The organism is Candidatus Izimaplasma bacterium HR1, from assembly GCA_000755705.1.
In the GTDB taxonomy this organism is placed as follows: Bacteria; Bacillota_I; Bacilli_A; order Izemoplasmatales; family Izemoplasmataceae; genus Xianfuyuplasma.
Window position 1 is genome coordinate 290,066 of sequence record CP009415.1, and the last position, 25,210, is coordinate 315,275.

Below are 25,210 nucleotides of genomic sequence, written 5' to 3' on the forward strand. Positions count from 1 at the left end.
GGTGGCATAATGATAGAAAGAGCGCATGTCCTAATCTGTAGTGGTTCAATGTGTGTCAGTAGAGGAGCGAAATCTCTACGTGATGAGTTTGAAGAGCATTTAACAAGATTAGGCATTAGAGAAGAAATTAAACTGGTAAACACAGGATGTGTGGGTCTTTGTGAACAAGGTCCATTCGTTATTGTTTATCCAGAAGGTGTATTTTATGCACTTGTAAAAAACAAAGATATCAAAGCTATATGCGAGGAACATCTTTATAAAGGTAGAGTCGTAGAAAAGTTAGTATTTGATGAAACAATCACAGAGGACAAAGAAATCATAGCATTTGATGAAATTAAATTCTATGAGAAACAACATCGTATTGCATTACGTAATTGCGGTTTAATCAATCCTGATGATATTGAAGAATATATTGCTAGAGATGGATACCGTGGATTAGGTAAATCATTACTTGAAATGACTCCATTAGAAGTAATCGAAGAAATGCAAGCTTCAGGATTACGTGGACGTGGTGGTGGAGGATTCCCTACAGGTCTAAAATGGAAATTCGCTTATGATAATAAAAGCGATCAAAAATATGTAATTTGTAATGCAGATGAAGGAGATCCAGGTGCATTTATGGACCGTGCTTTATTAGAAGGTGACCCTCATAGCGTATTAGAAGGTTTAATGATTGCTGGATATGCAATTGGTGCAGATAAAGGATTTATTTATGTACGTATTGAATACCCAACAGCCATTGAAAAATTAAAACTAGCTATTTCTCAGGCAAAAGAATTAGGTTTAATCGGTAATAATATCTTTGGTAGTGGTTTCAATTTTGATATTGAAATACGTCTTGGAGCTGGAGCATTTGTTTGTGGTGAAGAAACTGCATTAATCGCTTCTATCGAAGGTGGACGTGGTATGTCTCGTAACAAACCACCATTCCCTGCTGCAAAAGGATTATGGGGAAAACCAACAATTATCAACAATGTTGAGACTTTAGCTAATATTCCTGCAATATTATTCTCAGGTGCTGCTGAATTCGCAAAAATTGGTACCGAAAGATCAAAAGGAACAAAAGTATTCAGTTTAGGTGGAAACATTAAAAATGCTGGTTTAGTAGAAGTTCCTATGGGAACAACATTACGTGAGGTAATATATGAAATTGGTGGAGGAATCCCTAAGAACAAAGCTTTAAAGGCTGTTCAAACAGGTGGTCCTTCTGGAGGAGCAATCCCTGAATCAATGATGGATATGCCTATTGAATATGAAACATTGATTGAAGCGGGAAGTATGATGGGTTCTGGTGGTATGGTTATTATTGATGAAGATAGCTGTATGGTAGATATCTGTCGATTCTATTTAGACTTTACCGTTGAAGAATCATGTGGTAAATGTACTCCATGCCGTGAAGGTACTAAAAAAATGTTAGAACTTTTAGAAATCATCTCTTCTGGTGAAGGTACTATGGATGATTTAACAAGATTAGAAAAACTTGCAAGAACTGTTAAGAGCTCTTCACTATGTGGTTTAGGTCAAGCTGCACCTAACCCAATACTATCAATGTTAACTCATTTCCGTGAAGAATTTGAAGCACATGTAATTGACAAAAGATGTCCTGGTGGAGTTTGTAAACCATTAATTCACTTCGAAGTTCTTGATAACTGTATTGGTTGTACTAAATGTGCAACAAACTGTCCTGTAGATGCAATCTCAGGTTCAATTAAACAACAACATGATATTGATACATCAACTTGTATAAAATGTGGAGTTTGTAAAAACGTCTGCCCAGTTGATGCTATCATAACTCTTTAGGAGGTAAATGATGGAAAAAGTTACAATTAAAATTAATGGACAAGAAGTTACCGTTCCTAAAGACTTTACAGTTATGGAAGCAGCTGATGAATTAGGTATTCATGTCCCAAGACTATGTTTCTTAAAAGATATAAATGAAACTTCTGCATGTCGCTTATGTGTAGTTGATGTTAAAAATATGCGTGGGCTTAAGAACTCATGTACACTATCATTAATAGACGGTATGGAAGTCGATACTGATACAGAAGAAATCCATGATTCTATCGTCGCTAACTTAGAACTATTAGCAAGTAACCATATCTTTGAATGTTGGGCTTGTGAAAGAGAAAGCAATTGTGAGTTTCTAGATTTAATGAGAAAATTCAATGTTGAAAATTCATATGATGGTAATCGTTTCTTTACCAAAAAAGATCGTCAAATCAATGACACTTCTTCTTCTATCGTTTTAGATAGTGGTAAATGTATCCTTTGTGGTAGATGTGTCAGTGCATGTAATCACTACACTAATTTAGGTGTATTAGATTTTAATGAACGTGGTAATGAAACTTACGTTGGACCAGCTTTATTCCATTCTATGGAAGATAGTGGTTGTATTTACTGTGGTAAATGCATTCAATCATGTCCAACAGCTGCAATCAAAGAAAAATCACACACTAATGAAGTAATAGATTCATTAAATGATAAATCAAAAATAGTAGTAGCTGCGGTTGATCCTTCAGTTAGAGTAACTTTAGGTGAAGATTTCGGTACTGAAATTGGTGAAAATGTTGAAGGTAAGCTGTTTGCATCTTTACAATCACTAGGATTCGATGAAGTAATCGATACAAGCTTAGCTACAGAATTAAGCATTCAAGAAGAAGCAAAAGATTTAATAGAGAGTATTAAAAGCAAAAAATTACCTCTTTATACTTCTAAAGCTCCAGGATGGATTAACTATATCGAGCAATATGAATCTGAATTATTAGAGAACATCTCTTCTAAGAAATCAGAGCAACTTATTACAGGTGTCTTAGTTAAACATCATTATGCAGAAAAACTAGGTTACAACAAGGAAAACGTTGTTGTTGTATCTATTATGCCGACAATTTCAAGTAAAGACGAATGTTCTCGTCCTCACAATGAATTTGCTGGACTTAAAGATGTTGATTATTCACTAACTACTAAAGAATATGCACGTTTATTAAAACGCAAGAATATTACATTATTAAAACTTGAAGATGCTAAACCTTATGGAGAGTTAGCTAACTTAACTAACAATCCTATTAGAGTTGAAAACAGTGTTCTTCAAGACACTTTAACTGCTGCTTCTAATATATTAGGAGAAACGCCTCAAGAGTTAGACTTCAAAAACACAAAAGGGGTTAAAGAAGCTACTTACAAACTAGCAGGTAAAAGTATTAATGTTGCTTTAGTACATGGAAACATCAATATAAAAGAGTTCTTCACAAAAATGAAGAAAACTAAAAAGTCTTATCACTATGTTGAATATATGGGTAGTTTACTAGATGGTGGAGGAAGTCCAATCCGCAGTGCTTACGAACAGCAAACATTACCTATTAATGAAATTCGTGAAGAATCACTAAGAAAACTTCAAGGCGAAGTTAACAAGGAAGCAGTAACATCTGCTTATACTGAGTTATTAAAACAAGTTGGAGAAGAAAAAATCGACAATATGTTACATACTTCGTATCACGAAAGAAGTTTCTATAAATAAACAAAAAAACCCTAGTATAAAAACTAGGGTTTTTCTTTATCTTAAGGTAAATAAAAAGCCACATAAAGTGGCATGTTTTATTCGTTATCTGATTTACGACCATAACGTCTATTGAATTTATCAACTTGACCTGCTGCTTTTCCGAATTTTTGCTCACCAGTATAGAATGGGTGACAGTTCGAACAAGTATCAACACGGACTTCTTTTGAAACACTACCTGTTTCAAATGTATTTCCGCATGTTGTACAAGTAACCGTTACAGTATTGTAATTTGGATGTATATCTTTTTTCATTGTCATTACTCCTTCCGCCATGGTAGCATATACCATAGTAAGTTTTATTTGCTAGTAAATTATATCAAAAGAAAATTATTTAAGCAAGACATATTATTAATTTTTTCTCTATAAATATTTATCCTTTTCTTTCATATATATATTATATACTATGTTATAATTACTTTGTCGATAGAAGGTGAAAACAATGAGAGTAATCAATTTAAAAGAAGTTACTAAAGAAGTTAAAGAAGCCGTTATCAAAATCAACTACAATCTTGAAAATGATTTAGTTGAACTATTCAGAAAAGCCAAAGCAAATGAAACAAATAAAACAGCCAAATCAATCCTTGATGATATAATTATTAATCAAGAGATTGCCAAAAAAGGGAAAGTTCCTTTATGTCAGGATACTGGTGTTGTCGTTGTGTTCCTAGAAATAGGATATGATGTTTCATTCGAAGGTGATATTTATGAAGCTATTAACGAAGGTGTACGTCAAGGATATAAAGAAGGGTATCTTCGTAAAAGCATTGTAAATCACCCTTTTAATCGTGAGAATACAAAAGATAATACACCAGCAATTATCCACACTAAATTAGTTACTGGAGATGCAATTAAACTTAAGATCGCCTCTAAAGGTGGCGGTAGTGAGAATATGAGTAAAGTTACTATGTTAACTCCTGCAGATGGAATTCTAGGAGTTAAGCAATTAGTCCTAGATACAGTATTTAATGCTGGTGGTAAACCATGTCCTCCTATAATTGTAGGTATTGGTATTGGTGGGAACTTAGAGAAAAGTGCTTTATTGTCTAAGGAAGCATTACTTAGAGACTTAGACGACTCTAATGAAGATGAGACTATCAAAAATCTTGAGATTGAACTATATAACGAAATTAATAAACTAGGTGTTGGTCCTATGGGTGTAGGCGGAGAAACTACCTGTTTAGCTGTTAAAATCAATTACTACCCTATGCATATAGCTAGTTTACCGGTTGCTATCAATATTCAATGTCATTCATCACGCCATACAGAGGTGATTATATGATAAAACTTAATACACCTATTACTGATGCTGATATTGATTTATTAAAAGTTGGTGAAAAGGTATTAATATCTGGAACCATTTTTACAGCGAGAGATCAAGCACATATAAGATTAATTAATGAAGATAACCCTAAATTCGAAATAAATGGTAGCGTAATATTTTATGTTGGACCAACACCTGCTCGAGACGGAGTTCCAATCGGTGCAAGTGGTCCTACGTCAAGCTACAGGATGGATAAATTATCAAAACCTTTAATGGAACAAGGTTTAAAGATAATGATAGGTAAAGGCGACAGAAGTGAAGAGTTTCGTAGTGAAATGATTAAAAATCACGCTGTTTATTTAATCGCTACAGGTGGCGCTGGAGCACTATTGAGTAGTTGTATTTTAAAAAGTGAAATTATAATGTATGAAGACCTAGGCGCAGAAGCTATTAGAAAACTTGAAGTAAAGGATTTCCCTTGTTTTGTGGCATATGATACTTATGGAAACGACATCTTCAAAAGGAGTTAACTTATGAAAGATTTAAAAGAAAGAAGTTTAAAACTTCACGAGGAACATAATGGTAAAATCTCCGTTATTTCTAAAGTGCGAGTAGAAAATAAAGATGACTTGAGTTTAGCATATTCTCCGGGTGTAGCTGAACCATGTAGAGAGATACAAAGAGACAGAAGGAACATCTATAAGTATACTTCAAAAGGTAATATGGTAGCTGTTGTTAGTGATGGTAGTGCAGTTCTTGGTTTAGGAGAAATTGGTCCATACGCAGGTCTCCCTGTAATGGAAGGTAAAGCTATTTTGTTTAAAGAATTCGCTAATGTAGATGCCTTTCCAATAATGGTTGATACAACAGATCCCGATGAAATTATTGAATTAGTAAAAAATATATCTCCAACATTTGGAGGTATTAACCTAGAAGATATTAAAGCACCAAAATGTGTCTATATTGAGAGAAGATTAAAAGAGGAATTAGATATCCCTGTTTTTCATGATGATCAACATGGTACTGCAATTGTAACTTCTGCAGCGTTAATCAATGCTTGCAAGTTAACAAATAAGTCCTTAAATGATTTAGAGGTAGTTATTTCTGGTACAGGTGCTGCAGGTAGCAGTATTGCTAAATTACTTCATGAGATGGGAATTAAAAATCTTTACGGATATAATAGATCAGGAGTAATCCTTGAATCAAAGTATAATAATTACTCATTCCTAGAACAAGAATTATTAGATGGTAAAGTCTTTAAGTCACCAAGAAATCTTAAGGATGATTCTCTAAAAGAACTAATTAAAAACAAAGATGTGTTTATTGGTGTTTCTGCTAAAGGAATTCTTACAAAAGAAATGGTAAAAACAATGAATCAAGATCCTTTTATCTTTGCTATGGCTAACCCAGACCCAGAAATTTCATATGAAGAAGCCATCGAAGCAGGTGCTTATATAGTAGGTACAGGTCGTAGCGATTATCCAAATCAAATCAATAACGTCCTTGCATTCCCGGGTTTATTCCGCGGAGCACTTGATGCTAAATCTACTAAAATAACCGAAAGTATGAAAATCGTAAGCGCCAAAGCAATAGCTGATATCATCGAGCAACATGAATTAACAAACGAATATATTATTCCTTCTGCTTTTGATAAAAGAGTTGTAGAACGTGTTAGTAAAGCAGTTTATGATGAGGTAATTAAATTAGGAATCAACAGAACTTAGTATAATAAAAAAAAAGACTCGTTAGAGTCTTTTTTATTTTATCTCAATTCCTTCATAGACAATGTTACCTGTTTCAAAATTCAAAGTAATAGTTATCTTTTTTGATTCTTCAATTGTATCCTCTAATTCAAATACAGCTGCCATTGTCTCGAAGTAATAAATTGTTCCAATAAACTCAACTCCAGATGATGAAATGTGAGTGTCATAATAATAATCAACTAATAGTACTTCATGATCTACAATGTTTGCACCGAGTTCTATTGAATAAACGCTAGTATACGAATTAGGTACAGTCCCTTCTATATAAACTATTTCACTATAATCTTTATAGATTTTAATTCCGTCTATTTCATAATAAGGTAAATAGTTCTCTATATTAAATCCTTCTTCATCATAATTAAGGAATCTTTTTGTGGTTACATATAGATAACCATTATCATAAATTACCCCATTAAGGTTTCCATTTAGTCGATAATTTTTTGCATCACTTAAATCATCTATATTGATTACACTAACCAAAATATTCATATTCTCAAAAACATACTGCGAATCTAAATCTATTCCAATGCAACTAATTGGATACTCTAATAATACTACTGTTAAGTAGTCTTCATCTAAATACATCCCTTTGATAAAATAATTCTCATTACAAGCTCCAGCCCAATTAGAGTAGTTTATTGAATCAACAAATTGGGTACCAGTTTTAGTCGTTCCTTCATTTGAGTTGACTGTGATTTCAATACTAGTCCCAACTACTTCATAATAGTAATCATCATTATGTAATAATGTTGAATACTGATCTTCTCCAACCACTTCTCCTGAAGAGTATGTTCTTTCTAAACCTGTTAAAAAATGTGTAGTTGCTACTGCATCGTAATTATCACCTTCAACTGAGGAAATATTATATTCTGGTTCATCATTATAAGGAACATCCATGCTATATTCTGTTGAAGAGTACCTTGGTAAAACTCCTGAAATGCTCTCATACAACTTTGTTATATCATTTGAATCGTCAAAAGTCCTAAGTTCTCCGGAAGGAACAGTATTACTATTTGTACCTACCAATACAATAACAGCTATTACTGCTATAGGTGCTAAAGCTGTGCTAGTTAAAACACCAATACGTTTTATAAACCCTATATTTAAAGAAACGGATTTAATACGCATTAGTTGATGTTTGGCTCTTAATAAACCATTCAATTTTACCTCTTTAATGATTTTTATAGTCATTAAGGTTATAAACACAGTTACCAGAGTACCAATAACTAGTGCCCAAGGATTATTAATAAAAAAAGTCATAATAATACCTCCTTATACTTTTAGTGCTTTTTTGAATTCTTTAAGATAGCTTCTATTAACTTCCAAATGTTCCCCATTCTTCATTAATAGATCTAGTTTTGAATTTAATGCTGCTTTGATATAATCGATTTTACCAATATTAACTAGACAATATTTGCTAGAACGAATAAAATCCTTTGGATTCAATATTTCTTCAATTTCATATAATTTCATTCGAATAATCAATTTCGATTGTCCAAGAACACCATAAACATCATCTTCTTCTACTATAAAATAATAGAAATTACGACACTCAATCCTTTTTTGTCCAAATTCATTATTACCAGTAATAAATAGCTCCTCACCTTGGACAATTAAATCCAGAAGATTAGATACTTTTGTAATTTCTGCATGATTAAACACTATGTTTAGTTTGTCGTCCTCAACAAGTTCCTTATCGTCAGTGACAACATAACTATACTTAGGTGTTTCGACTAATTTAAGTTTTTCCTTAACTAGTTTATGTTCGCTTTTATTTATTTTGAGTTTGAACATAAAAGGCCCCCCTTTTTATGCTACTTCAAGTTTAGCATTACTTATTCTATTTAAAAATATATGAAAGGTATCATACATATATTTTACACTATATTACACAGTTCGAGCAATTAAACAAAAAAGAGACCTTAAAGATCTCTTAGTTTGTTATATAGTTTTTGAAGTGGAACACCCATCACTGAGTAGTAATCTCCTTCAATTTTCTTAATATACTTAGCTCCATAACCTTGAATACCGTAAGCTCCGGCCTTATCATATGGTTCATCAGTATCTAAATACTCATTTATTTCATCAACTGACATTTCATTGAAATAAACATCAGCATAATCGTAAAATATATCTTTTATGTCCTCCCCAAGAATAGCACATCCTGTTAATACTCTATGTTTTCTACCAGATAAGCTTTTAATCATTATAAATGCATCTGATCTGTCTTTTGGTTTCCCTAGAGGAATACCATCCAATATAACTAGTGTATCAAAACCTAATACAATACTCCCGATACTATTTTTCAATATATCCTCTGCTTTTTGAAAAGCCAAGTCCATAACTATTTCTTCATTTGTTAGACCTTCCTTCAAATCTTCACAAATATTGCTAGCATTTATAGTAAAATCAATACCAAGTAATTTAAGAAGCTCTCTTCTTCTTGGAGACTTACTAGCTAAGATGTAATTATTCTTCAATTGCCTTTTCCTTAACAGGTGGTTTAACAAAGATTAATAAGAAGCTAGCTATCGCCAATGGAATTAATAATAATAAAACTGCTTTATTAGTTCCTAAACGAGATTCTGATTGGTAAAATGCAATTAGGAATGGCGAGAAAATTCCAGCAAAACGTCCGAATACACTGAAGAAGCCAAAGAAATCATTTGCTTTTTCATAAGGAACCATTTTTGCATAGTAGCTTCTACTTACAGATTGAATACCACCCTGAGCTGTACCAATAAGGAATCCAACGATCCACATAAAATATATAGTACTTGCGTCTTGAATTAGATAAACCATGTATACTCCAATGGCATAAATAAGAATACCATAGAAAATCATACGTTTATTACCAAACTTCTTAACTAGGCGACCATATAGTAATGCAGAAGGGAATGCAACTACTTGTACCATTACAACTACTCCAAGCATTGTCATAGCTCCAACACCTAAATCTCCACCTAAGTTCGTAGCTAATCGAATTACCGAGTTAACAACATCAATATATAATAAGTAAGCAATTAAGAATAGTAAGATGTGTTTGTAATTCCACAATTCTCCTAATGTAACTCTCAATCGTTTTAAAGACTCTTTTAGATCATTTTCACCTGACTCTAGTTCGAATGTTTGTTCTACATCTCTTAATAAAGGTAATGAATAATAGATCCACCAAGCAATAGATACTAAGAATGCAAAACTAATTCCTAAACGTTCTAATTGGAATGTATCCAATCCAAGAAATCCTGGTTTAACAAATCCAAATAGCACTAATCCGTAAGGAATTAATCCAACAAAGAACGGAATTAAACTACCGATATACCCCCAAGCAAAACCTGTTGCACTGATTTCATCAAATCGTTCTTCAGTAGTTACATCTACTAAGAATGCATCATATATAACGTTGGTTAAGTTATAACCCATGCTAGTAATAAAGAATATTACTAATAAAGTCAACCATCCATAACCAGGAATAGCAAGCCCAACTCCACCAATCATAGCAACAGCTAAGAATATAATGAAGAATTTTCTTTTATTTCCTTTATAGTTACTCCAAGATCCAATCATTGGACTAATAATAGCAACTACTAAAGCTAAAATTGAAGTCATATATTTGAATATTTGAGTACCACCCGTTACACCTGAAGTACCAATCCATAATCTTGTATATTCAGGATTAAGAATTTCCTCTCCTGCTTCTAAGATGTATTTACTAATTCCAGAGGCAACATGTGGTGCCATATAAATCATTTCGTATAAAATAGGGAAGAAAATTGTTATTACAGTTAAAATAAAAGCAGAATTCGCTATATCATATAGAACCCATGCTCTTTCTTTCTTTGTTAATTTCGGTAATTTAAACATAAAATCGACTCCAATCGTGATTTATTTCTATCTTTTTCCATTATATCATATATCAAGATAATTCCTGTTATCAATTTGAAAATCAAAGTATTAATATGGTAATAACTGTAATATAATATGCTATAATGAAATGGGTGATTAAAGTGAAAACAAACATAGTAGAACACGTTAAAGATAAAAAATTATTTACAGAAACCGAACCAATTGTCGTAGCACTTAGTGGTGGTATTGATTCAATGGTGCTTTTTGATATAATACATCAATTAAACAACAATGTTATAATCGCCCATGTTAATCACAATAAGCGATCTGAATCAATTGTTGAATACAAATATATTGAAACTATGGCAAATGAGATAAACATCCCATTTGAAGGTTATTCTATTGAAGAAACTACTGACAATTTTCATCATGAATCAAGACTCAAAAGATATGAATTTTTTAGAGCTATAGCTCAAAAATATCATTCAACTAAAATTGTCGTGGCACATCATTTAGATGATCAAGTTGAAACAGTGTTAATGCGAATTGTAAGAGGAACTAGTTTTAGCGGATACTCCGGAATCAAAGAAATCAGATACGACCGAAATGTATCAATAATTCGACCTTTAATGGAAATTACAAAAGAGGACATTGTTGAGTATTCAAAAGAAAATAATATCAAGTTTTTCGAGGATTCTTCAAATAGTGAAGATATTTATACAAGAAATAGATTTAGACACAACATTATCCCACTATTAAAAGAGGAGAATCCTAACCTAAACAAAAAGATTATTCAACTAGCTGAGTACATTGATTCAGCCAATGAAGTTCTAGAAGAAAAAACAAAGGAATTCTTAAAGGCATATTCAATGTATAGCAATGTTAGTTTGGTAGATTTTAATAATCTAAATAAAGTGTTAAAGATCAAGGTTATTCAACACATGGTAAACAATACTACAAACAATACAGTGGAAGTTAGTTATGAACAATATAATGCCATCATTGATATTTGCTTATCATCCACTCCAAATCAAACTTATTCTCTTCCAAATACATATTTATTTGTTAAAGAATATGATGTTATCTACATAAAAAAAGAAGTGCCCATTATTCCTATATCTATCGAAGTAACCAAAGAAGGAGAGTACTTTGTAGACGATAATAAAAGTTATATTTTTAGTAACAATAAAATAACACATAATTATAGAAATTATTTTGAATTATGTTATAATGAATTAGTGTTTCCTTTACACATTAGACAAAGAAAAAATGGTGATAAAATGTCACTTAAAATTGGCTCTAAAAAAGTGAAGGATATCTTAATTGATAAAAAAATTCCAAAGTCTGAAAGAGATAGATTATTAGTTCTAACAAACGATGATGTTGTCCTTTGGATACCAGGAGTTAAAAAATCACATCAAGATCAACAAAACCCTAAAAAATTATATATATATGAGGTGGAATAAGATGGATAAAGATATTGAAAGAGTATTAGTGTCTAAAGAAGAAATTGATGAAATAGCTAAAAGATTAGGAGTAATCTTAACCGAAGAATATAAAGACAAATTCCCTATCGTAATAGGTTTATTAAAGGGATGCGTACCATTTATGGCTAGACTGATTACTGAAATAAAATGTCATATTGAACTTGGATTTATGGATGTATCAAGTTATCATGGTGGAATTGAATCTACTGGTGATATCAAAATTAAAAAAGATTTAGACATTCCCGTACAAGATCGTCATGTAATTATTACTGAAGATATCGTTGATACAGGAAGAACAATTAAGGTTATTATGGATTTATTAAAATATCGTGGTGCTAAAAGTGTCAGTGTAGTTACTCTACTAGACAAACCTGCAGGACGTGTTGTAAAATTAGATCCCGAATATATTGGTGTAACCATACCAAAAGAGTTCGTTGTAGGATATGGTTTAGACTTTGATGAAAAATACCGCAACCTACCGTATGTAGGCGTACTTAAAAAAGAGGTATATAGTAAGTAATTCGTAAGGAGTGAATAAGATGGCAGATAATAAGCAAATGAAACCATCACAGAGTAGATTTGGTAATCTCATTGTTATTGCTATAATATTAGTATTTGTTTTTGGAGCATATTTTGTTTTTACAAACAATGAAGAACAACCAGTAGAATATGATTACACAACATTTATTACAAAATTAGAGAATGGTGATATTTCAACAATGATTTCAACCCCACAATCTGGAAATGAAAATGTTGAAGGATATCAAATAACAGGACAATTAAAAGAAGATGGAACTGAATATTTTCTTGATATTCCTAACCAAGACACTTTGAACACATTAATCGTTCTAGCTGATGGTAATGATGTTGAATATGATCATAACCCTGCACCTTCATATGGTATATGGGGAGTAATCTCAATTGTAGGACCATTGCTATTGTTAGTAATTATCGTCGCTATGTTTATGAGAAATAGTGGTGGAAACAACAAAGCATTTGAATTCGGTAAGAACCGTGCCAAATTGCAAAAAGGTAAAACTACTACATTTAATGATGTAGCCGGTGTTGAAGAAGAAAAAGCAGAGTTAGAGGAAATTATCGATTTCCTTAAAGACCCTAAAAGATATATGTCTTTAGGTGCTAGAATTCCAACTGGTGTTCTATTAGTAGGTCCTCCGGGAACTGGTAAAACATTATTAGCAAGAGCAGTTGCTGGTGAAGCTAGTGTACCTTTCTATGCTATTAGTGGTTCTGATTTCGTTGAAATGTTCGTCGGAGTTGGAGCAAGTAGAGTTAGAGACATGTTTAAAAATGCAAAACAAAACTCACCATGTATTGTCTTTATTGATGAGATTGATGCTGTAGGTCGCCAAAGAGGTGCAGGTTTAGGTGGAGGACACGATGAACGTGAACAAACATTAAACCAATTACTAGTAGAAATGGATGGTTTTGGAACTAATAGTGGTATTATCGTTATGGCTGCTACAAACCGCCCTGATGTATTAGATCCTGCATTACTTAGACCTGGTCGTTTTGATAGACAAATCACAATTGGAAGACCAGATATTAAAGGTCGCCAAGCTATTTTAGAGGTTCATGCAAAAAATAAAAAAATTGATCCAAATGTTACTTTCTCAGAAATAGCTAAGAGAACACCTGGATTTACTGGTGCTGACTTAGAAAACCTTCTTAACGAAGCCGCTCTTCTTGCTGCTCGTGAGAAAAAGGAAAACATTAAACTTTATCACATCGATGAAGCTGTAGATCGTGTAATGATGGGACCTGCTAAGAAATCAAGAGTTCTTTCTAAACGCGAAAGAGGTTTCATCGCTCATCACGAAGCCGGACATGCAGTTCTTGGAATCAAATTAGATAACGCGAACATTGTTCACAAAGTTACAATTATACCTCGTGGAGATGCTGGTGGATATGCATTAATGTTACCTGAGGAGGAAGAATCTTTCCTTTCAACAAGAAAAGGATTAGTCGACCGTATTACAGGTTTACTTGGTGGTCGTGTTGCTGAAGAAATCATCTTCAATGAAGTTTCAACAGGGGCTCACAATGACTTCCAAAAAGCTACAGAAATAGCCCGTAGTATGGTAACTGAATATGGTATGAGTTCACTTGGTCCAATTCAATATGAAAAACGCAGCGATAGTGTCTTCTTAGGACGCGACTACAATTCAGAAAAAGCATTTAGTGATCAAGTTGCTTTAGAAATTGATGAAGAAGTAAGAAAAATCATCCATGAATGTTACGAGATTGCTAGAGTTGTACTTAAAGAGCATGTCGTTTTACTTAAAAATATTGCTCAACATTTATTAGATATCGAGACTTTAACTAAAGAGGATATCTATGAAATCGTTGATACAGGTAAACTTGGATGGTGGGAAAAGAAAAAAGCCAAAGAATCTAAAGAACTAAAACCTGTAGAACCTATCCAAATTAAAGAAATAAAAGCAAAAGAAATAAAGGTAAGTCATTAGTTTAAAGGGTAGGATATACTAATATTCTGCCCTTTTATTTGAAAGGGGTAAATTATGAGATTAGACAAATTTCTAAAAGTATCAAGAATTATCAAAAGACGTACTATAGCTAAAGAAGTTGCTGATAACGATAGAATCACTGTCAACAATCGCGTTGCTAAATCTTCTACAAAGCTAGAAGTTGACGATATCATCACTATTTCCTTTGGTAACAAGATTTTAACAATCAAAGTATTAGAATTACGTGATTCGACTAAAAAAGAAGACGCGCAAAATATGTTTGAAATAATTGAAGAAAAAAGAATACAATAATTTGCATTTTTATTTGTATTGCTTTATAATTTAGGATGAGAAATAAGGTGATTAACTATGAAAAAAATACTAATAACAATAACAGCACTTGTTCTAGCAATTACTTTGTCGGCTTGTAATCAAGGACCGACAGAAGATAAGAATATTGTTTATGTGACTGTTTACCCAATGCAATACCTAGTTGAAGAAATCGCAGGAGACACAGTTGAAGTGAGACTTGTTGTAGGTACATCTTCTCATACCGAGGGATATACTCCAACTGGGCAAGAACTAATTAAAATGTCTGATGCCGATTTGCTTTTCTTTGTTAACGGTGGTGCTGATAGTTATATATTGAATATTGAATCTACTTTAGCACAGGGTAATGTAGAAATGGTTGATATGTCTGAGCACATCGTTTATAACGAGATTTGTTTAACACATACCCACGATGATGAGGAACCAGATGAGCCTGTTACTTGTAACGAAAACTCGCTATCTCCTGACCCTCATTTTTGGTTAGATCCAATTAAGATGATTCAAGCTGCAGAGTTTGTTAAATCTAAACTTATAAGTACCTTCCCGGAAAATACAGAGTTATACAATAACAAGTACACTAATCTTAGCGCTACTTTGGAACAACTTAACCTTGATTTCCAGGAAATGGCAGATTCAGCCGTAAAACCAATCATGACAACTGTTAGATTATTCACATATTGGGAAGAAAGATATGATATCGAAATTATCTCGATTACTTCAGATATTCATTCTACAGAGACAAACCCTGGCGATATTATTGAACTAGCTGAGGAAGCTGTATTCCACGGAATAACCACAATCCTATTTGAAAAAAATGCTAATTCTCCTGCTGGTGATCAAGTATTAGAAGAACTAAAAAACACATTCACAATGGCAGATAAACTATATCTTCATGGACTTGGAGTTATTACCGCAGATGAGGTTGAGAATGGTTCAAACTACATTTCAATTATGTATGATAACTTGGAAGTATTAAGATACACTACAAAATAGAGCAATTTTGTTCTATTTTTATTTTGAAATGAAGTAGTTTGTGTTATAATCAATATGTTTTATAGAAGAGGTGACTTAAATGGAAAAACTTACAGAACAAGAGATTGTTAGAAGAGAAAAATTAGAAGAATTAAAAACTAAAGGAATCGATCCATTCGGCCAAAGATTTGATCGTAATTGTAACACAGAAACATTACGACAAAAATTTGATCAATACAGTAAAGAAGAATTACATGAAATGGAAACTGAACCAATTAGGATTGCAGGACGTCTAATGACTAAACGCGGTAAGGGTAAAGCAGGTTTCGCTAATATTATGGATCAATTTGGACAAGTTCAATTATATGTTAGATTAGATGCTGTTGGAGAAGACCAATTTGAATTATTCAATAGAGCAGATCTAGGAGATTTCCTTGGTATAGAAGGAAAAATTATGAAAACAAGAATGGGTGAATTAAGCATACGTGCTGAAAAAATCACTCATTTAAGCAAGTCTTTACGTCCATTACCTGAAAAGTTTCATGGATTAAAAGACATTGAAGAAAGATATCGTCGTCGTTACGTTGATTTAATTACAAACGAAGAATCAAAAGAGACATTTATTAATCGTTCAAAAATCATTAGCATGATTAGAGATTTATTGAATGCTCGTGGATACATAGAAGTTGAAACACCAATCCTTCACCCAATTCTAGGTGGAGCTTCTGCTAGACCTTTCGTAACACACCACAATACTTTGGATATGCCATTCTATTTAAGAATAGCTCCTGAATTATACTTAAAAAGATTAATCGTTGGTGGTTTAGACGGTGTCTATGAAATCGGACGTACGTTTAGAAATGAAGGAATGAGTATTAAACATAATCCCGAATTTACAATGTTAGAACTTTATCAAGCGTATGGTAACGTAGATACAATGATGGAATTAACAGAGTACTTATTCTCAACAGTTGCTAAAAGTTTAGGTAAAGGTACTGCTACATATAATGGTAAAGAAATCTATCTGGATCAACCATGGGTTAAATTACATATGGCTGATGCGGTTAGAGACGAAGTCGGAATTGATTTTTGGAATAAAGAATTAACTTTCGAACAAGCAAAACAATTTGCTTTGGATAAAGACTTAGATGTTCCAGAACATTATACAGGTACAGGTCACATTTTAAACCTATTATTCGAAGAGTATTGTGAAGAAAAAGTCATTCAACCAACATTCGTTTTCGGACACCCAATTGAGATTTCACCATTAGCTAAAAAGAATGTTGAAGATCCTCGATTTACAGATCGCTTTGAATTATTTATTGATGGTAGAGAATATGCTAATGCATTTACAGAACTAAATGATCCAATTGATCAAAAGGAACGTTTCTTAGCTCAATTAGCTGAAAAAGAATTAGGAAATGATGAAGCTACAGAAATGGATATCGATTATGTAGAAGCTTTAGAATATGGTATGCCACCTGCTGGAGGACTTGGAGTTGGAATTGATAGATTGATTATGCTTCTAACTGATAGTGCTTCAATAAGAGATGTACTACTATTCCCACACATGAAACCAAGAAGTAAATAAGAACTGAAATTTCAGTTCTTTTTTTTATCATATAATTAGTTAAAATTTCAGATTAATAATATAATCTAAATGAGGTGATTTTATGATATACAATAACATATATGAAACTATAGGTAATACACCTATAATCAAACTAAATAAATTGACGAAAAATCAAAAAGCAGATATTTATCTTAAACTAGAATGGTTTAATCCTGGTGGTAGTGTTAAAGATAGAATCGCGATTAATATGATCGAAGAAGCCGAAAAACAAGGTCTCCTTAAAACAGGTGATACAATTATAGAGCCAACTAGTGGAAATACCGGTATAGGTATAGCTATGATTGGTGCAGCTAAAGGATATAAGACAATACTTACTATGCCAGATAGTCTAAGTATCGAAAGAAGGAAAATTCTTATAGGTTATGGTGCAGAATTAATTTTAACACCTAAAAGTGAGGGAATGAATGGTTCGATAAAAGTTGCAGAAGACTTAGTTGATAAGCATGGCTATTTTATGCCAATGCAATTCAAAAACCTAAATAACCCTCGAGCACATATGAAGACAACAGCTTTAGAAATACTAGAAGAATTACCTAATCTTAATTACTTTATAGCAGCAGTTGGTACTGGTGGAACTATTACCGGTGTAGGTACTATCCTTAAAGAACATAATCCAAATATATCAATTAAAGCAGTTGAGCCAAAAGGAAGTTCTGTCTTAAGTGGTAACTCAAAAGGGCCACATAAGATTCAAGGAATAGGTGCTGGATTTATTCCGGACATTTTAGATACAGGCATCTATGATGAAGTTATTCAAGTAGAAGATGATGATGCATTTAATATGGCAAGAAAATTAGCAAAATCACAAGGGTTATTTGTTGGAATATCAACAGGAGCTAACGTATTTGCAGCCTTACAAATAGCTGAAAAAGCACAAGTAAATAACCAAATACTTACTATATCTCCAAGTAATGCCGAAAGATACTTATCTACAGAATTATTTAAATAAAATCATTCCATTCGGGATGATTTTTTTATAAAAAAAAGAAAGAAATTAATCTCTCTCTTTACTAACTAAACTGCATTCTACTTCTAAGATATCTTTTCCTTCTATAATTCTAGCCGGCATTCCAACTGCAGTAGCATGCGGTGGAACATCTTTTAATACAACAGAGTTAGCACCAACTTTTGCTCCATAACCAATTTTAATATCTCCTAATATTTTTGCTCCAGCAGCAATCATAACTTCATCACATAAAGATGGATGTCTTTTTGCTCCTGAATGATTGCCAGTACCACCTAATGTGACACCATGATACATCAATACATTATTTCCAATAACAGCGGTTTCACCTATAACGATACCACTACCATGATCAATTACAAAATTCTTACCTATCTGAGCCCCAGGATGTATATCTACCCCAGTATTAAATCTTCCAATATTACTAATTATTCGGGCAATCATTTTTAACCTTAACTTCCAAAAGAATCTAGCTATACGATAACTCCAGACAGCATGAAGACCGTTGTGGGTAAGTACTATATCAAGTATATGTCTAGCTGCAGGATCTTTTTGTTTTAGGGTTTTTATATCACTAATCATTCCCATAAAATCACCTCTTTGCACTTTGATTATACATAATGTAGTTAAGCTTGTTAAATGATATACACTTGAAAGAGTTTACAAAAAAAAACGCAAGGAATAATTCCTTGCGTTTAGATTTCTTTTCCAACAACAAACTCATCATTTTCAAATACATAGATACCAAAATTCTCAGCAATCTCAACATATATATCAATTAAACTAACATACTCATAATCAATAGTCTCAGAGACATTTTTAAGAGCTTCATTAAGCATATCACGAACGTAATCGTAATCTCTTCTTCGCTCCATAATCATGTTTTCAATATAAGTTTCTGCATCATTCAATACTTCAATATCTGACTCAAAACCATGATTTTCTAAATCTGTTCGGAAATCAAAGATATATATAAGAAACAATAACATTTCACTATAATCTTCGAATTCATCACACTTTGATTGGAATAAACTTTCAAAGTAAATCTTAATAACATTAAATTGAGCATTAATATAATTAAACCCAATTTCAAAAATTGTCTCCAGGTCTTCATCTAACTCTTGTTGGTCACAAGCTAGATCATAAACATAATCTAGGACTAAGAATACTGGCTCTAATCGTTGATAAATAACATTATTGTTTCCTTTGAATTTTTCGATCATCTCGTGGTTTTCAATCTTCCACGAAGCATAATCTTTAAGAATAAAACTATCCATTTGTACACCTACTTATTATCACAACAAAATTGTTGTAAAGTAATTGATTAAGCTTTGTTAACAGAACCAAATAACTCCATTTTTTCTGTTACAGTTGCCATGATAGCATCATAACCTGGTTTAATTACTTTTCTTGGGTCGTAACCTTTACCTTCTAAGTCTTTTTTCTCTTCGAAATAAACTCTAACAGCTGCAGTAAATGTTAATTGACATTCAGTGTTAACGTTAATTTTTGAAACACCTAATGTAATAGCTTCTGTAACCATTTCGTTAGGAATTCCTGTACCACCATGAAGTACTAATGGCATATTTCCTGTTGCATCTTGGATATTTTTCAATACGTCTAGACGTAATCCAGTCCAATTTGCAGGATATTTACCATGAATATTACCAATTCCAGCAGCTAACATAGATACACCTAAATCAGCAATCATTTTACATTCATTTACGTCAGCAACTTCACCAGCGCCAACAACACCATCTTCTTCTCCCCCGATAGATCCAACTTCAGCTTCAACACTGATTCCTCTTTCGTTAGCATAAGCAATGATTTCTGTTGTTTTTTGAATATTTTCTTCGATTGAATAATGTGATCCATCGAACATTACACTACTAAATCCAGCTTCGATACAAGCTTTTGCAGCATCAAAACTACCATGATCTAAATGTAGCGCAACTGGTACAGTAATGTTTAAGTTTTTAAGCATTCCTTCTACCATTCCTACTACAGTATCAAATCCTGTCATATATTTAGCAGCACCTTCAGATACACCTAAAATTACTGGTGATTTTAATTCTTGAGCAGCTACTAAAACCGCTTTTGTCCATTCTAAATTGTTAATGTTAAATTGTCCTACTGCATAACCTTCTTTTCTCGCTTTTTCAAGCATTTCTTTTGCAGACACAAGTCCCATAAAATTTCCTCCTAATTAATATTAATATTTTCAATAATATTATACATTAATTGTTTGTATATGTAAACTAATGTAGATTATAAGAGCCAATGTAAATGCTTACTAAAAAAAACACTGCCGAGGCAGTGTTTTATTTTCCTGATACTTTTAATGATTTAATTCTTAATGATGGACTACCAACATATCCAAAGTTAAAATATAAGTCATTACAAACAGCTGTAACATCCTTTAACAATTCTAGATAGTTCCCAGCCACAGTAATAAGTGCGACAGGTTTTACAATTTTTCCGTCTTCAACTAAGAATCCAGAACTTTGTAAACTGAAATCACCACTAACTGCATTACATCCTGCATGTGTTCCTGCAAGTTCAGTAATTATTAAACCTTTTTTCATATCTTTAACAATTTCATCGTATTCCGTATTTCCTTCTAAGAAATAGAAGTTCGTCGGAGCAATACCATTTAAGAATCCGTTACCTGTTGATTTAGTGTCGTCTTTCTTAGCAGTTTTTAAGTTATGTAGGTATCCTGTTAATTTACCATCTTTGATTAATTCTTTGTATTGTGTAGCAACACCTTCATCATCGAAAGCCCCAGATCTACCAGATTTTTTTCTAAAAGGATCATCTACCAAAGTAATAAGTTCATTACCGATAACTTCTCCTACTTTACCTTTCAATAAAGAAATATCCTTTTGTACACTTTCAGCACTAAACATACTAACATGTGGACTTAACAAAGAACAACTTGCTTTATTTGTAAGTAAAATTTCATATTCTCCAGTTTCAACAGGTGAAGCTCCTAATTGTGAGCAAACATCTTTTGCTCCTGATATAGCCATTGCTTCAAGGTCGAAATCATTGTAATCATTTGATAATTTGTATTCATAAGTAGTTCTTTGGTCTTTACCATCACTAGCAATAATAAACGCCCCAATTACACCACCATTTACTTTTTTCTCTAGTTTTAACCCTTTTGAATTTTGAATTAATACTTTTGTAGTTCCTTCACCATAGAATGCTTGAACCATATTAATTCTTTCATCTTGAGCCATTACTAATTCTTCAAATCTCTTAGTGTCTTCAATTTTTTTAGCAGCTCCAACTTCATCTAAGCTTGCATCAAATAATCCTTCCACTTGCTTGTATTCTTTATCTCCTTCATAGATAAATACTTCATCTTCACTGTCAATCATTTTTGCAGATCCAATAATACTTTCTACGATGAAATCAAATACATCTTCATTTACTATTTCTGTACTAACTGTACCCATTTTACCGTTATAAATTCCTTTAACAGTTAATTTAGCACTATCAGCTATTGCATATTTCTCAACTGAACCTTTAAATACTTCAATATCTAACTCAGTATTTCCAGCGTAGTATACTTGGATATCTTCTATCCCTTTTTCTTTTGCCAAAGCAAATAATTTCTTAAAGTTCATTAGACAGTCCCTCCTCTACCACCAACAGTGATTTCTGATAATCTAATTGTAGGTTGTCCTACATCTGTAGGAATACTTCCTGATGCACTACCACACATACCTTGTTCACGTTTTAAATTGTTTCCAACCATATCAACTTTTAATAATGCTTGGCTACCTGTACCAACAAGTGAAGCCCCGCGTACTGGTTCTGCAATTTTACCATCTCTGATCATATATCCTTCAGATACTGAGAAGTTGAAGTCTCCAGTTGCTGGATTTACACTTCCTCCACCCATTTTTTTAGCATATAAACCAAATTTTGTAGCAGCAACAATTTCATCAAATGTTGAGTCACCATTATCAATATATGTATTAGTCATTCTTGATGTTGGTGCGAACCGATACGATTCCCGACGACCTGAATTCGTACAAGCATCATCCATACGTTTTGCATTTAATTTATCAATCATATAACTAGTTAAAACACCATCTTTAATTAATTGACGACGTATTTGCTTATTACCTTCATCATCAAATGTAGCACTACCCCATGCATGAGAAATAGTTCCATCATCTACTGCATTAATTAATGTATTAGCGATAAGTTCACCTTTTTTACCAGTAAATACACTTGCTCCTTTAGCAACACTAGTTGCTTCTAAACTGTGTCCTACTGCTTCATGGAAGATTACTCCACCAAATCCATTATCAATAACTACTGGGAATTTTCCACTTGGACATTCATCTGCATATAACATTGCTTTTGCAATTCTAGCAGCTTCTTGTGCGGCTTCTTCTACATTAATCACATCACTATAGAATTCAAATCCGTAAGTACCTCCAGGTCCATAGAATCCTGTTTGTTTTGTTTCGTCATTCATTGCTACAGCAGCAATTGCAATACGGGTTCTCACTCTTCTATCATTAACATATGTACCTTCAGTATTTGCTATCCATACATTTTGGACATAATCTTGATATCTTGCTTGAACTTGTTGTATCTCTTCTGAGTATTCTCTAGCAGCTTTGTCTGCACGTCTTAATAATGCAACTTTTTCTTCCATCGCTACCTCTGATGGTAAAACTCTTGGTTGATGCAATTCAGCAACTTCCATTTCACTTAGTTCAAATTCAATATTTGCACTTTCTCCAGGGAATGATTGAGCCAAATCGTCAGCAAGTTTTAATAAATCTTTTTCTTCACTACTATTAGTATATCCATATACACGTTGATATCCTTTTGCTACACGTATACCAATACCAAATACTTTAGCATTACTAACATTTTGAACTTTACTTGAAACTAACGTTGCGTTAGTTGTAAATTTATCTTCAATAAAAACTTCTGCAAAATCAGCAGATGTAGTTAATGCTTGATCTAGTACTTTTTTGATTAATTTCTTATCTAACATATGATCCTCCTTTAACATTTTTTTAATTCAATTAAAATTATCTATCAAAATTATATCATATTAATTCATTAAACCAAAGCAAAATTAACATAGGAAATAATCAATTTATACGGCTTTATTACGCCATAAGATAAGTCATATTAAAATGTACAATTTACTTATAAATGTCATTTAATAAAAAAAAGGCTTAATAGCCTTTTTTATTTATCTATGCATGCCCCAATAAATTCTCTAAATAATGGATGAGGTCTATTTGGTCTTGATAAAAATTCCGGATGAAATTGTGATGCAATAAAGAATTTGTGATCAGGTAATTCTATGATTTCTGCTAATCCAGTTTCTGGATTCATTCCTGAAAATACTAATCCACAATCCTCTAATTGTTTCTTATAAACATTATTAAACTCATAGCGATGACGATGACGTTCTTTGATTTGTGGTTTTTGATAAGCTTTGTATGCTAACGTCCCTTCAGTTATATCACATTTATAAAGACCTAAACGAAGTGTTCCACCCATATCAATACCTTCATATTGTTCTGGTAAGTAATCTATAATTGGATGAGGAGTATTTGGATCCATCTCTGTTGAATTAGCACCTTCCAATTTACATACATTTCTTGCAAACTCAATTGATGCTGTTTGCATACCAAGACATAATCCTAAATATGGAATGTTGTTTTCTCGTGCATACGTTATAGCATTTATTTTACCTTCAATTGCACGATGTCCAAATCCACCTGGAACTAATAAACCATCACAATCCTCTAAGTGAGACTTAACATCTCCTTCTACTAATTCACCTGCGTTTATCCATTTGATGTTAATCTTTGCTAAATGGTGATATCCCGCATGTTTTAGGGCTTCACTAACACTTAGATAAGCATCTTGTAATGAAACATATTTCCCCACTAATCCTATAGTTACTTCTTTATTTAAACTTTTGATTTGATTAATCATTGCTATCCATTCAGTTAAATCACACTCTTTTGTTTCCATTCGTAAATGTTTAACAACAATATCATCTAAGTTCTGCTTTTTAAGATTTAATGCAACTTCATAAAGGATTTCTTCATCTCTAGCTTCGATAACAGCTTCCTTTTGAACGTCACAGAATAATGCTATTTTCTCACGCATTGCATTTGTGATTGGTCTTGTTGTTCTCAAAACAATAATATCTGGTTGAATACCTAATCCACGTAGTTCTTTAACACTATGTTGAGTAGGTTTTGTCTTTAATTCTTTTGCTGCACTTAAATATGGCACCAAAGTGTTGTGAATGAAAATAGTATTTTTATATCCAAATTCTCTTCGTGCTTGTCTAATTGCTTCTAAAAATGGTAATGATTCGATATCTCCGACAGTACCACCAATTTCAGTTATTACTATGTCTGCTCCACTTTCTTCTGCTGCTCTATATAACTGAGCTTTTATCTCGTTTGTTATGTGCGGTATTACTTGAATAGTTGCACCTAAATAGTCCCCGCGACGTTCTTTTTCAATTACTTGAGCATACACTCGTCCCGTTGTAATATTACTTGCTTGGCTTAAGTTCTCATCAATAAAACGTTCGTAATGTCCTAGATCCAAATCAGTTTCTGCTCCATCATCGGTAACAAAAACTTCACCATGTTGATATGGTGACATTGTTCCTGGATCAACGTTTATATATGGATCAAATTTTTGCATAAAAACTTTTAATCCTCTATTTTTCAAAAGTCTCCCTAAAGAAGATGCCGTAATTCCCTTACCTAGGCTAGAAACAACCCCACCGGTAACAAATATAAACTTAGTTTTTTTCATTATATCACTCCTTTAGATTATATAAAAAAATAGTCCCCCATTGCAGGAGAACTATTTTCTAATGTGCCCTTTTAAATTA

The 25,210-nt window shown here is 32.6% G+C and carries 23 protein-coding genes; 12 read left to right on the forward strand and 11 right to left on the reverse strand.

The features are described 5' to 3' along the window. Positions 1-9 precede the first annotated feature (9 nt). Positions 10-1,800 (forward strand): NADH-quinone oxidoreductase subunit NuoF, encoded by a 1,791-nt coding sequence (locus tag KQ51_RS01625; protein ID WP_038468114.1) that lies wholly within the window; start codon positions 10-12, stop codon positions 1,798-1,800. A gap of 10 nt (positions 1,801-1,810) precedes the next feature. Beyond that, positions 1,811-3,514, forward strand: coding sequence for a [Fe-Fe] hydrogenase large subunit C-terminal domain-containing protein (locus KQ51_RS01630; protein ID WP_052609019.1), 1,704 nt, complete (start codon positions 1,811-1,813; stop codon positions 3,512-3,514). A gap of 77 nt (positions 3,515-3,591) precedes the next feature. Here KQ51_RS01630 and rpmE read toward each other — a convergent pair whose 3' ends face one another. Further along, positions 3,592-3,807, reverse strand: a complete 216-nt coding sequence (gene rpmE / locus KQ51_RS01635) for a 50S ribosomal protein L31 (RefSeq protein ID WP_038468117.1) — start codon at positions 3,805-3,807, stop codon at positions 3,592-3,594. 187 nt (positions 3,808-3,994) lie between these two features. Here rpmE and KQ51_RS01640 point away from each other — a divergent pair, with 187 nt between their 5' ends. The 3 genes from KQ51_RS01640 to KQ51_RS01650 are packed head-to-tail and all read left to right on the forward strand — an operon-like array spanning position 3,995 to position 6,540. Continuing rightward, the gene (locus tag KQ51_RS01640; protein ID WP_038468120.1) at positions 3,995-4,834 is read left to right on the forward strand and encodes a fumarate hydratase; all 840 of its coding nucleotides are present in this window, start codon (positions 3,995-3,997) and stop codon (positions 4,832-4,834) included. Then, positions 4,831-5,346, forward strand: coding sequence for a FumA C-terminus/TtdB family hydratase beta subunit (locus KQ51_RS01645; protein ID WP_038468122.1), 516 nt, complete (start codon positions 4,831-4,833; stop codon positions 5,344-5,346). Before KQ51_RS01640 ends, KQ51_RS01645 begins: the two co-directional genes overlap by 4 nt. 3 nt (positions 5,347-5,349) lie before the next feature. Beyond that, positions 5,350-6,540, forward strand: a complete 1,191-nt coding sequence (locus KQ51_RS01650) for an NAD(P)-dependent malic enzyme (RefSeq protein WP_038468125.1) — start codon at positions 5,350-5,352, stop codon at positions 6,538-6,540. A gap of 33 nt (positions 6,541-6,573) precedes the next feature. Here the strand turns inward: KQ51_RS01650 and KQ51_RS01655 are convergent, their stop codons facing one another. From KQ51_RS01655 to KQ51_RS01670, 4 genes are all read right to left on the reverse strand, one after another. Beyond that, positions 6,574-7,839, reverse strand: a complete 1,266-nt coding sequence (locus KQ51_RS01655; protein ID WP_038468127.1) for a hypothetical protein — start codon at positions 7,837-7,839, stop codon at positions 6,574-6,576. Positions 7,840-7,851: 12 nt separating this feature from the next. Next, on the reverse strand, positions 7,852-8,373 hold the full coding sequence (locus KQ51_RS09290) for a LytTR family DNA-binding domain-containing protein (protein ID WP_052609021.1): 522 nt from the start codon (positions 8,371-8,373) through the stop codon (positions 7,852-7,854). 128 nt (positions 8,374-8,501) lie between these two features. Next, a complete protein-coding gene (locus tag KQ51_RS01665; RefSeq protein ID WP_038468130.1) occupies positions 8,502-9,059 on the reverse strand; it encodes a Maf family protein in 558 nt (185 codons plus the stop codon). Beyond that, positions 9,049-10,443 carry an MFS transporter gene (locus KQ51_RS01670; RefSeq protein WP_038468133.1) on the reverse strand — a complete coding sequence of 465 codons (1,395 nt, stop codon included), beginning with the start codon at positions 10,441-10,443 and terminating at the stop codon, positions 9,049-9,051. Before KQ51_RS01670 ends, KQ51_RS01665 begins: the two co-directional genes overlap by 11 nt. A 143-nt stretch (positions 10,444-10,586) precedes the next feature. On the opposite strand from KQ51_RS01670, the gene tilS reads away from it, so the two are divergent. From tilS to cysK, 7 genes are all read left to right on the forward strand, one after another. After that, a complete protein-coding gene (gene tilS / locus KQ51_RS01675; protein ID WP_038468136.1) occupies positions 10,587-11,891 on the forward strand; it encodes a tRNA lysidine(34) synthetase TilS in 1,305 nt (434 codons plus the stop codon). A gap of 1 nt (position 11,892) precedes the next feature. Further along, the gene (gene hpt / locus KQ51_RS01680; RefSeq protein WP_096334935.1) at positions 11,893-12,432 is read left to right on the forward strand and encodes a hypoxanthine phosphoribosyltransferase; all 540 of its coding nucleotides are present in this window, start codon (positions 11,893-11,895) and stop codon (positions 12,430-12,432) included. A 19-nt stretch (positions 12,433-12,451) separates the two neighbouring features. After that, complete coding sequence (gene ftsH / locus KQ51_RS01685; protein WP_052609024.1) at positions 12,452-14,401, forward strand: ATP-dependent zinc metalloprotease FtsH; 1,950 nt, start codon at positions 12,452-12,454, stop codon at positions 14,399-14,401. A gap of 54 nt (positions 14,402-14,455) precedes the next feature. Beyond that, positions 14,456-14,713: an RNA-binding S4 domain-containing protein gene (locus KQ51_RS01690; RefSeq protein WP_038468142.1), complete on the forward strand. Its 258-nt coding sequence runs from the start codon at positions 14,456-14,458 to the stop codon at positions 14,711-14,713. Between the two features lie 57 nt (positions 14,714-14,770). Further along, positions 14,771-15,724, forward strand: a complete 954-nt coding sequence (locus KQ51_RS01695; RefSeq protein WP_038468145.1) for a metal ABC transporter substrate-binding protein — start codon at positions 14,771-14,773, stop codon at positions 15,722-15,724. A gap of 79 nt (positions 15,725-15,803) precedes the next feature. Beyond that, positions 15,804-17,294: a lysine--tRNA ligase gene (gene lysS, locus KQ51_RS01700; RefSeq protein WP_038468148.1), complete on the forward strand. Its 1,491-nt coding sequence runs from the start codon at positions 15,804-15,806 to the stop codon at positions 17,292-17,294. 82 nt (positions 17,295-17,376) lie between these two features. After that, entirely contained in the window at positions 17,377-18,285 is a 909-nt protein-coding gene (gene cysK / locus KQ51_RS01705) for a cysteine synthase A (RefSeq protein ID WP_038468152.1), read from the forward strand. A 45-nt stretch (positions 18,286-18,330) separates the two neighbouring features. Here cysK and cysE read toward each other — a convergent pair whose 3' ends face one another. From cysE to KQ51_RS01735, 6 genes are all read right to left on the reverse strand, one after another. Further along, on the reverse strand, positions 18,331-18,888 hold the full coding sequence (cysE, locus tag KQ51_RS01710; protein ID WP_052609026.1) for a serine O-acetyltransferase: 558 nt from the start codon (positions 18,886-18,888) through the stop codon (positions 18,331-18,333). Between the two features lie 107 nt (positions 18,889-18,995). Then, positions 18,996-19,577, reverse strand: coding sequence for a hypothetical protein (locus KQ51_RS01715; protein WP_038468155.1), 582 nt, complete (start codon positions 19,575-19,577; stop codon positions 18,996-18,998). 47 nt (positions 19,578-19,624) lie between these two features. After that, positions 19,625-20,491 carry a class II fructose-1,6-bisphosphate aldolase gene (gene fba, locus KQ51_RS01720; RefSeq protein WP_038468158.1) on the reverse strand — a complete coding sequence of 289 codons (867 nt, stop codon included), beginning with the start codon at positions 20,489-20,491 and terminating at the stop codon, positions 19,625-19,627. 130 nt (positions 20,492-20,621) lie between these two features. Next, positions 20,622-21,935, reverse strand: coding sequence for a TldD/PmbA family protein (locus KQ51_RS01725; RefSeq protein WP_038468159.1), 1,314 nt, complete (start codon positions 21,933-21,935; stop codon positions 20,622-20,624). Continuing rightward, positions 21,935-23,329, reverse strand: coding sequence for a TldD/PmbA family protein (locus KQ51_RS01730; RefSeq protein WP_038468162.1), 1,395 nt, complete (start codon positions 23,327-23,329; stop codon positions 21,935-21,937). Before KQ51_RS01730 ends, KQ51_RS01725 begins: the two co-directional genes overlap by 1 nt. A gap of 200 nt (positions 23,330-23,529) precedes the next feature. Next, entirely contained in the window at positions 23,530-25,131 is a 1,602-nt protein-coding gene (locus KQ51_RS01735; protein WP_038468164.1) for a CTP synthase, read from the reverse strand. Positions 25,132-25,210: the final 79 nt, after the last annotated feature.

Excerpts from the sequence above, each read along its gene's own strand:
- KQ51_RS01625 (WP_038468114.1), top strand. The coding sequence starts at position 10 with ATGATAGAAAGAGCGCATGTCCTAATCTGTAGTGGTTCAATGTGTGTC.
- KQ51_RS01630 (WP_052609019.1), top strand. The coding sequence starts at position 1,811 with ATGGAAAAAGTTACAATTAAAATTAATGGACAAGAAGTTACCGTTCCT.
- rpmE (WP_038468117.1), bottom strand. The coding sequence starts at position 3,807 with ATGAAAAAAGATATACATCCAAATTACAATACTGTAACGGTTACTTGT.
- KQ51_RS01640 (WP_038468120.1), top strand. The coding sequence starts at position 3,995 with ATGAGAGTAATCAATTTAAAAGAAGTTACTAAAGAAGTTAAAGAAGCC.
- KQ51_RS01645 (WP_038468122.1), top strand. The coding sequence starts at position 4,831 with ATGATAAAACTTAATACACCTATTACTGATGCTGATATTGATTTATTA.
- KQ51_RS01650 (WP_038468125.1), top strand. The coding sequence starts at position 5,350 with ATGAAAGATTTAAAAGAAAGAAGTTTAAAACTTCACGAGGAACATAAT.
- KQ51_RS01655 (WP_038468127.1), bottom strand. The coding sequence starts at position 7,839 with ATGACTTTTTTTATTAATAATCCTTGGGCACTAGTTATTGGTACTCTG.
- KQ51_RS09290 (WP_052609021.1), bottom strand. The coding sequence starts at position 8,373 with ATGTTCAAACTCAAAATAAATAAAAGCGAACATAAACTAGTTAAGGAA.
- KQ51_RS01670 (WP_038468133.1), bottom strand. The coding sequence starts at position 10,443 with ATGTTTAAATTACCGAAATTAACAAAGAAAGAAAGAGCATGGGTTCTA.
- hpt (WP_096334935.1), top strand. The coding sequence starts at position 11,893 with ATGGATAAAGATATTGAAAGAGTATTAGTGTCTAAAGAAGAAATTGAT.
- ftsH (WP_052609024.1), top strand. The coding sequence starts at position 12,452 with ATGGCAGATAATAAGCAAATGAAACCATCACAGAGTAGATTTGGTAAT.
- KQ51_RS01690 (WP_038468142.1), top strand. The coding sequence starts at position 14,456 with ATGAGATTAGACAAATTTCTAAAAGTATCAAGAATTATCAAAAGACGT.
- KQ51_RS01695 (WP_038468145.1), top strand. The coding sequence starts at position 14,771 with ATGAAAAAAATACTAATAACAATAACAGCACTTGTTCTAGCAATTACT.
- lysS (WP_038468148.1), top strand. The coding sequence starts at position 15,804 with ATGGAAAAACTTACAGAACAAGAGATTGTTAGAAGAGAAAAATTAGAA.
- cysK (WP_038468152.1), top strand. The coding sequence starts at position 17,377 with ATGATATACAATAACATATATGAAACTATAGGTAATACACCTATAATC.
- cysE (WP_052609026.1), bottom strand. The coding sequence starts at position 18,888 with ATGGGAATGATTAGTGATATAAAAACCCTAAAACAAAAAGATCCTGCA.
- KQ51_RS01715 (WP_038468155.1), bottom strand. The coding sequence starts at position 19,577 with ATGGATAGTTTTATTCTTAAAGATTATGCTTCGTGGAAGATTGAAAAC.
- fba (WP_038468158.1), bottom strand. The coding sequence starts at position 20,491 with ATGGGACTTGTGTCTGCAAAAGAAATGCTTGAAAAAGCGAGAAAAGAA.
- KQ51_RS01725 (WP_038468159.1), bottom strand. The coding sequence starts at position 21,935 with ATGAACTTTAAGAAATTATTTGCTTTGGCAAAAGAAAAAGGGATAGAA.
- KQ51_RS01730 (WP_038468162.1), bottom strand. The coding sequence starts at position 23,329 with ATGTTAGATAAGAAATTAATCAAAAAAGTACTAGATCAAGCATTAACT.
- KQ51_RS01735 (WP_038468164.1), bottom strand. The coding sequence starts at position 25,131 with ATGAAAAAAACTAAGTTTATATTTGTTACCGGTGGGGTTGTTTCTAGC.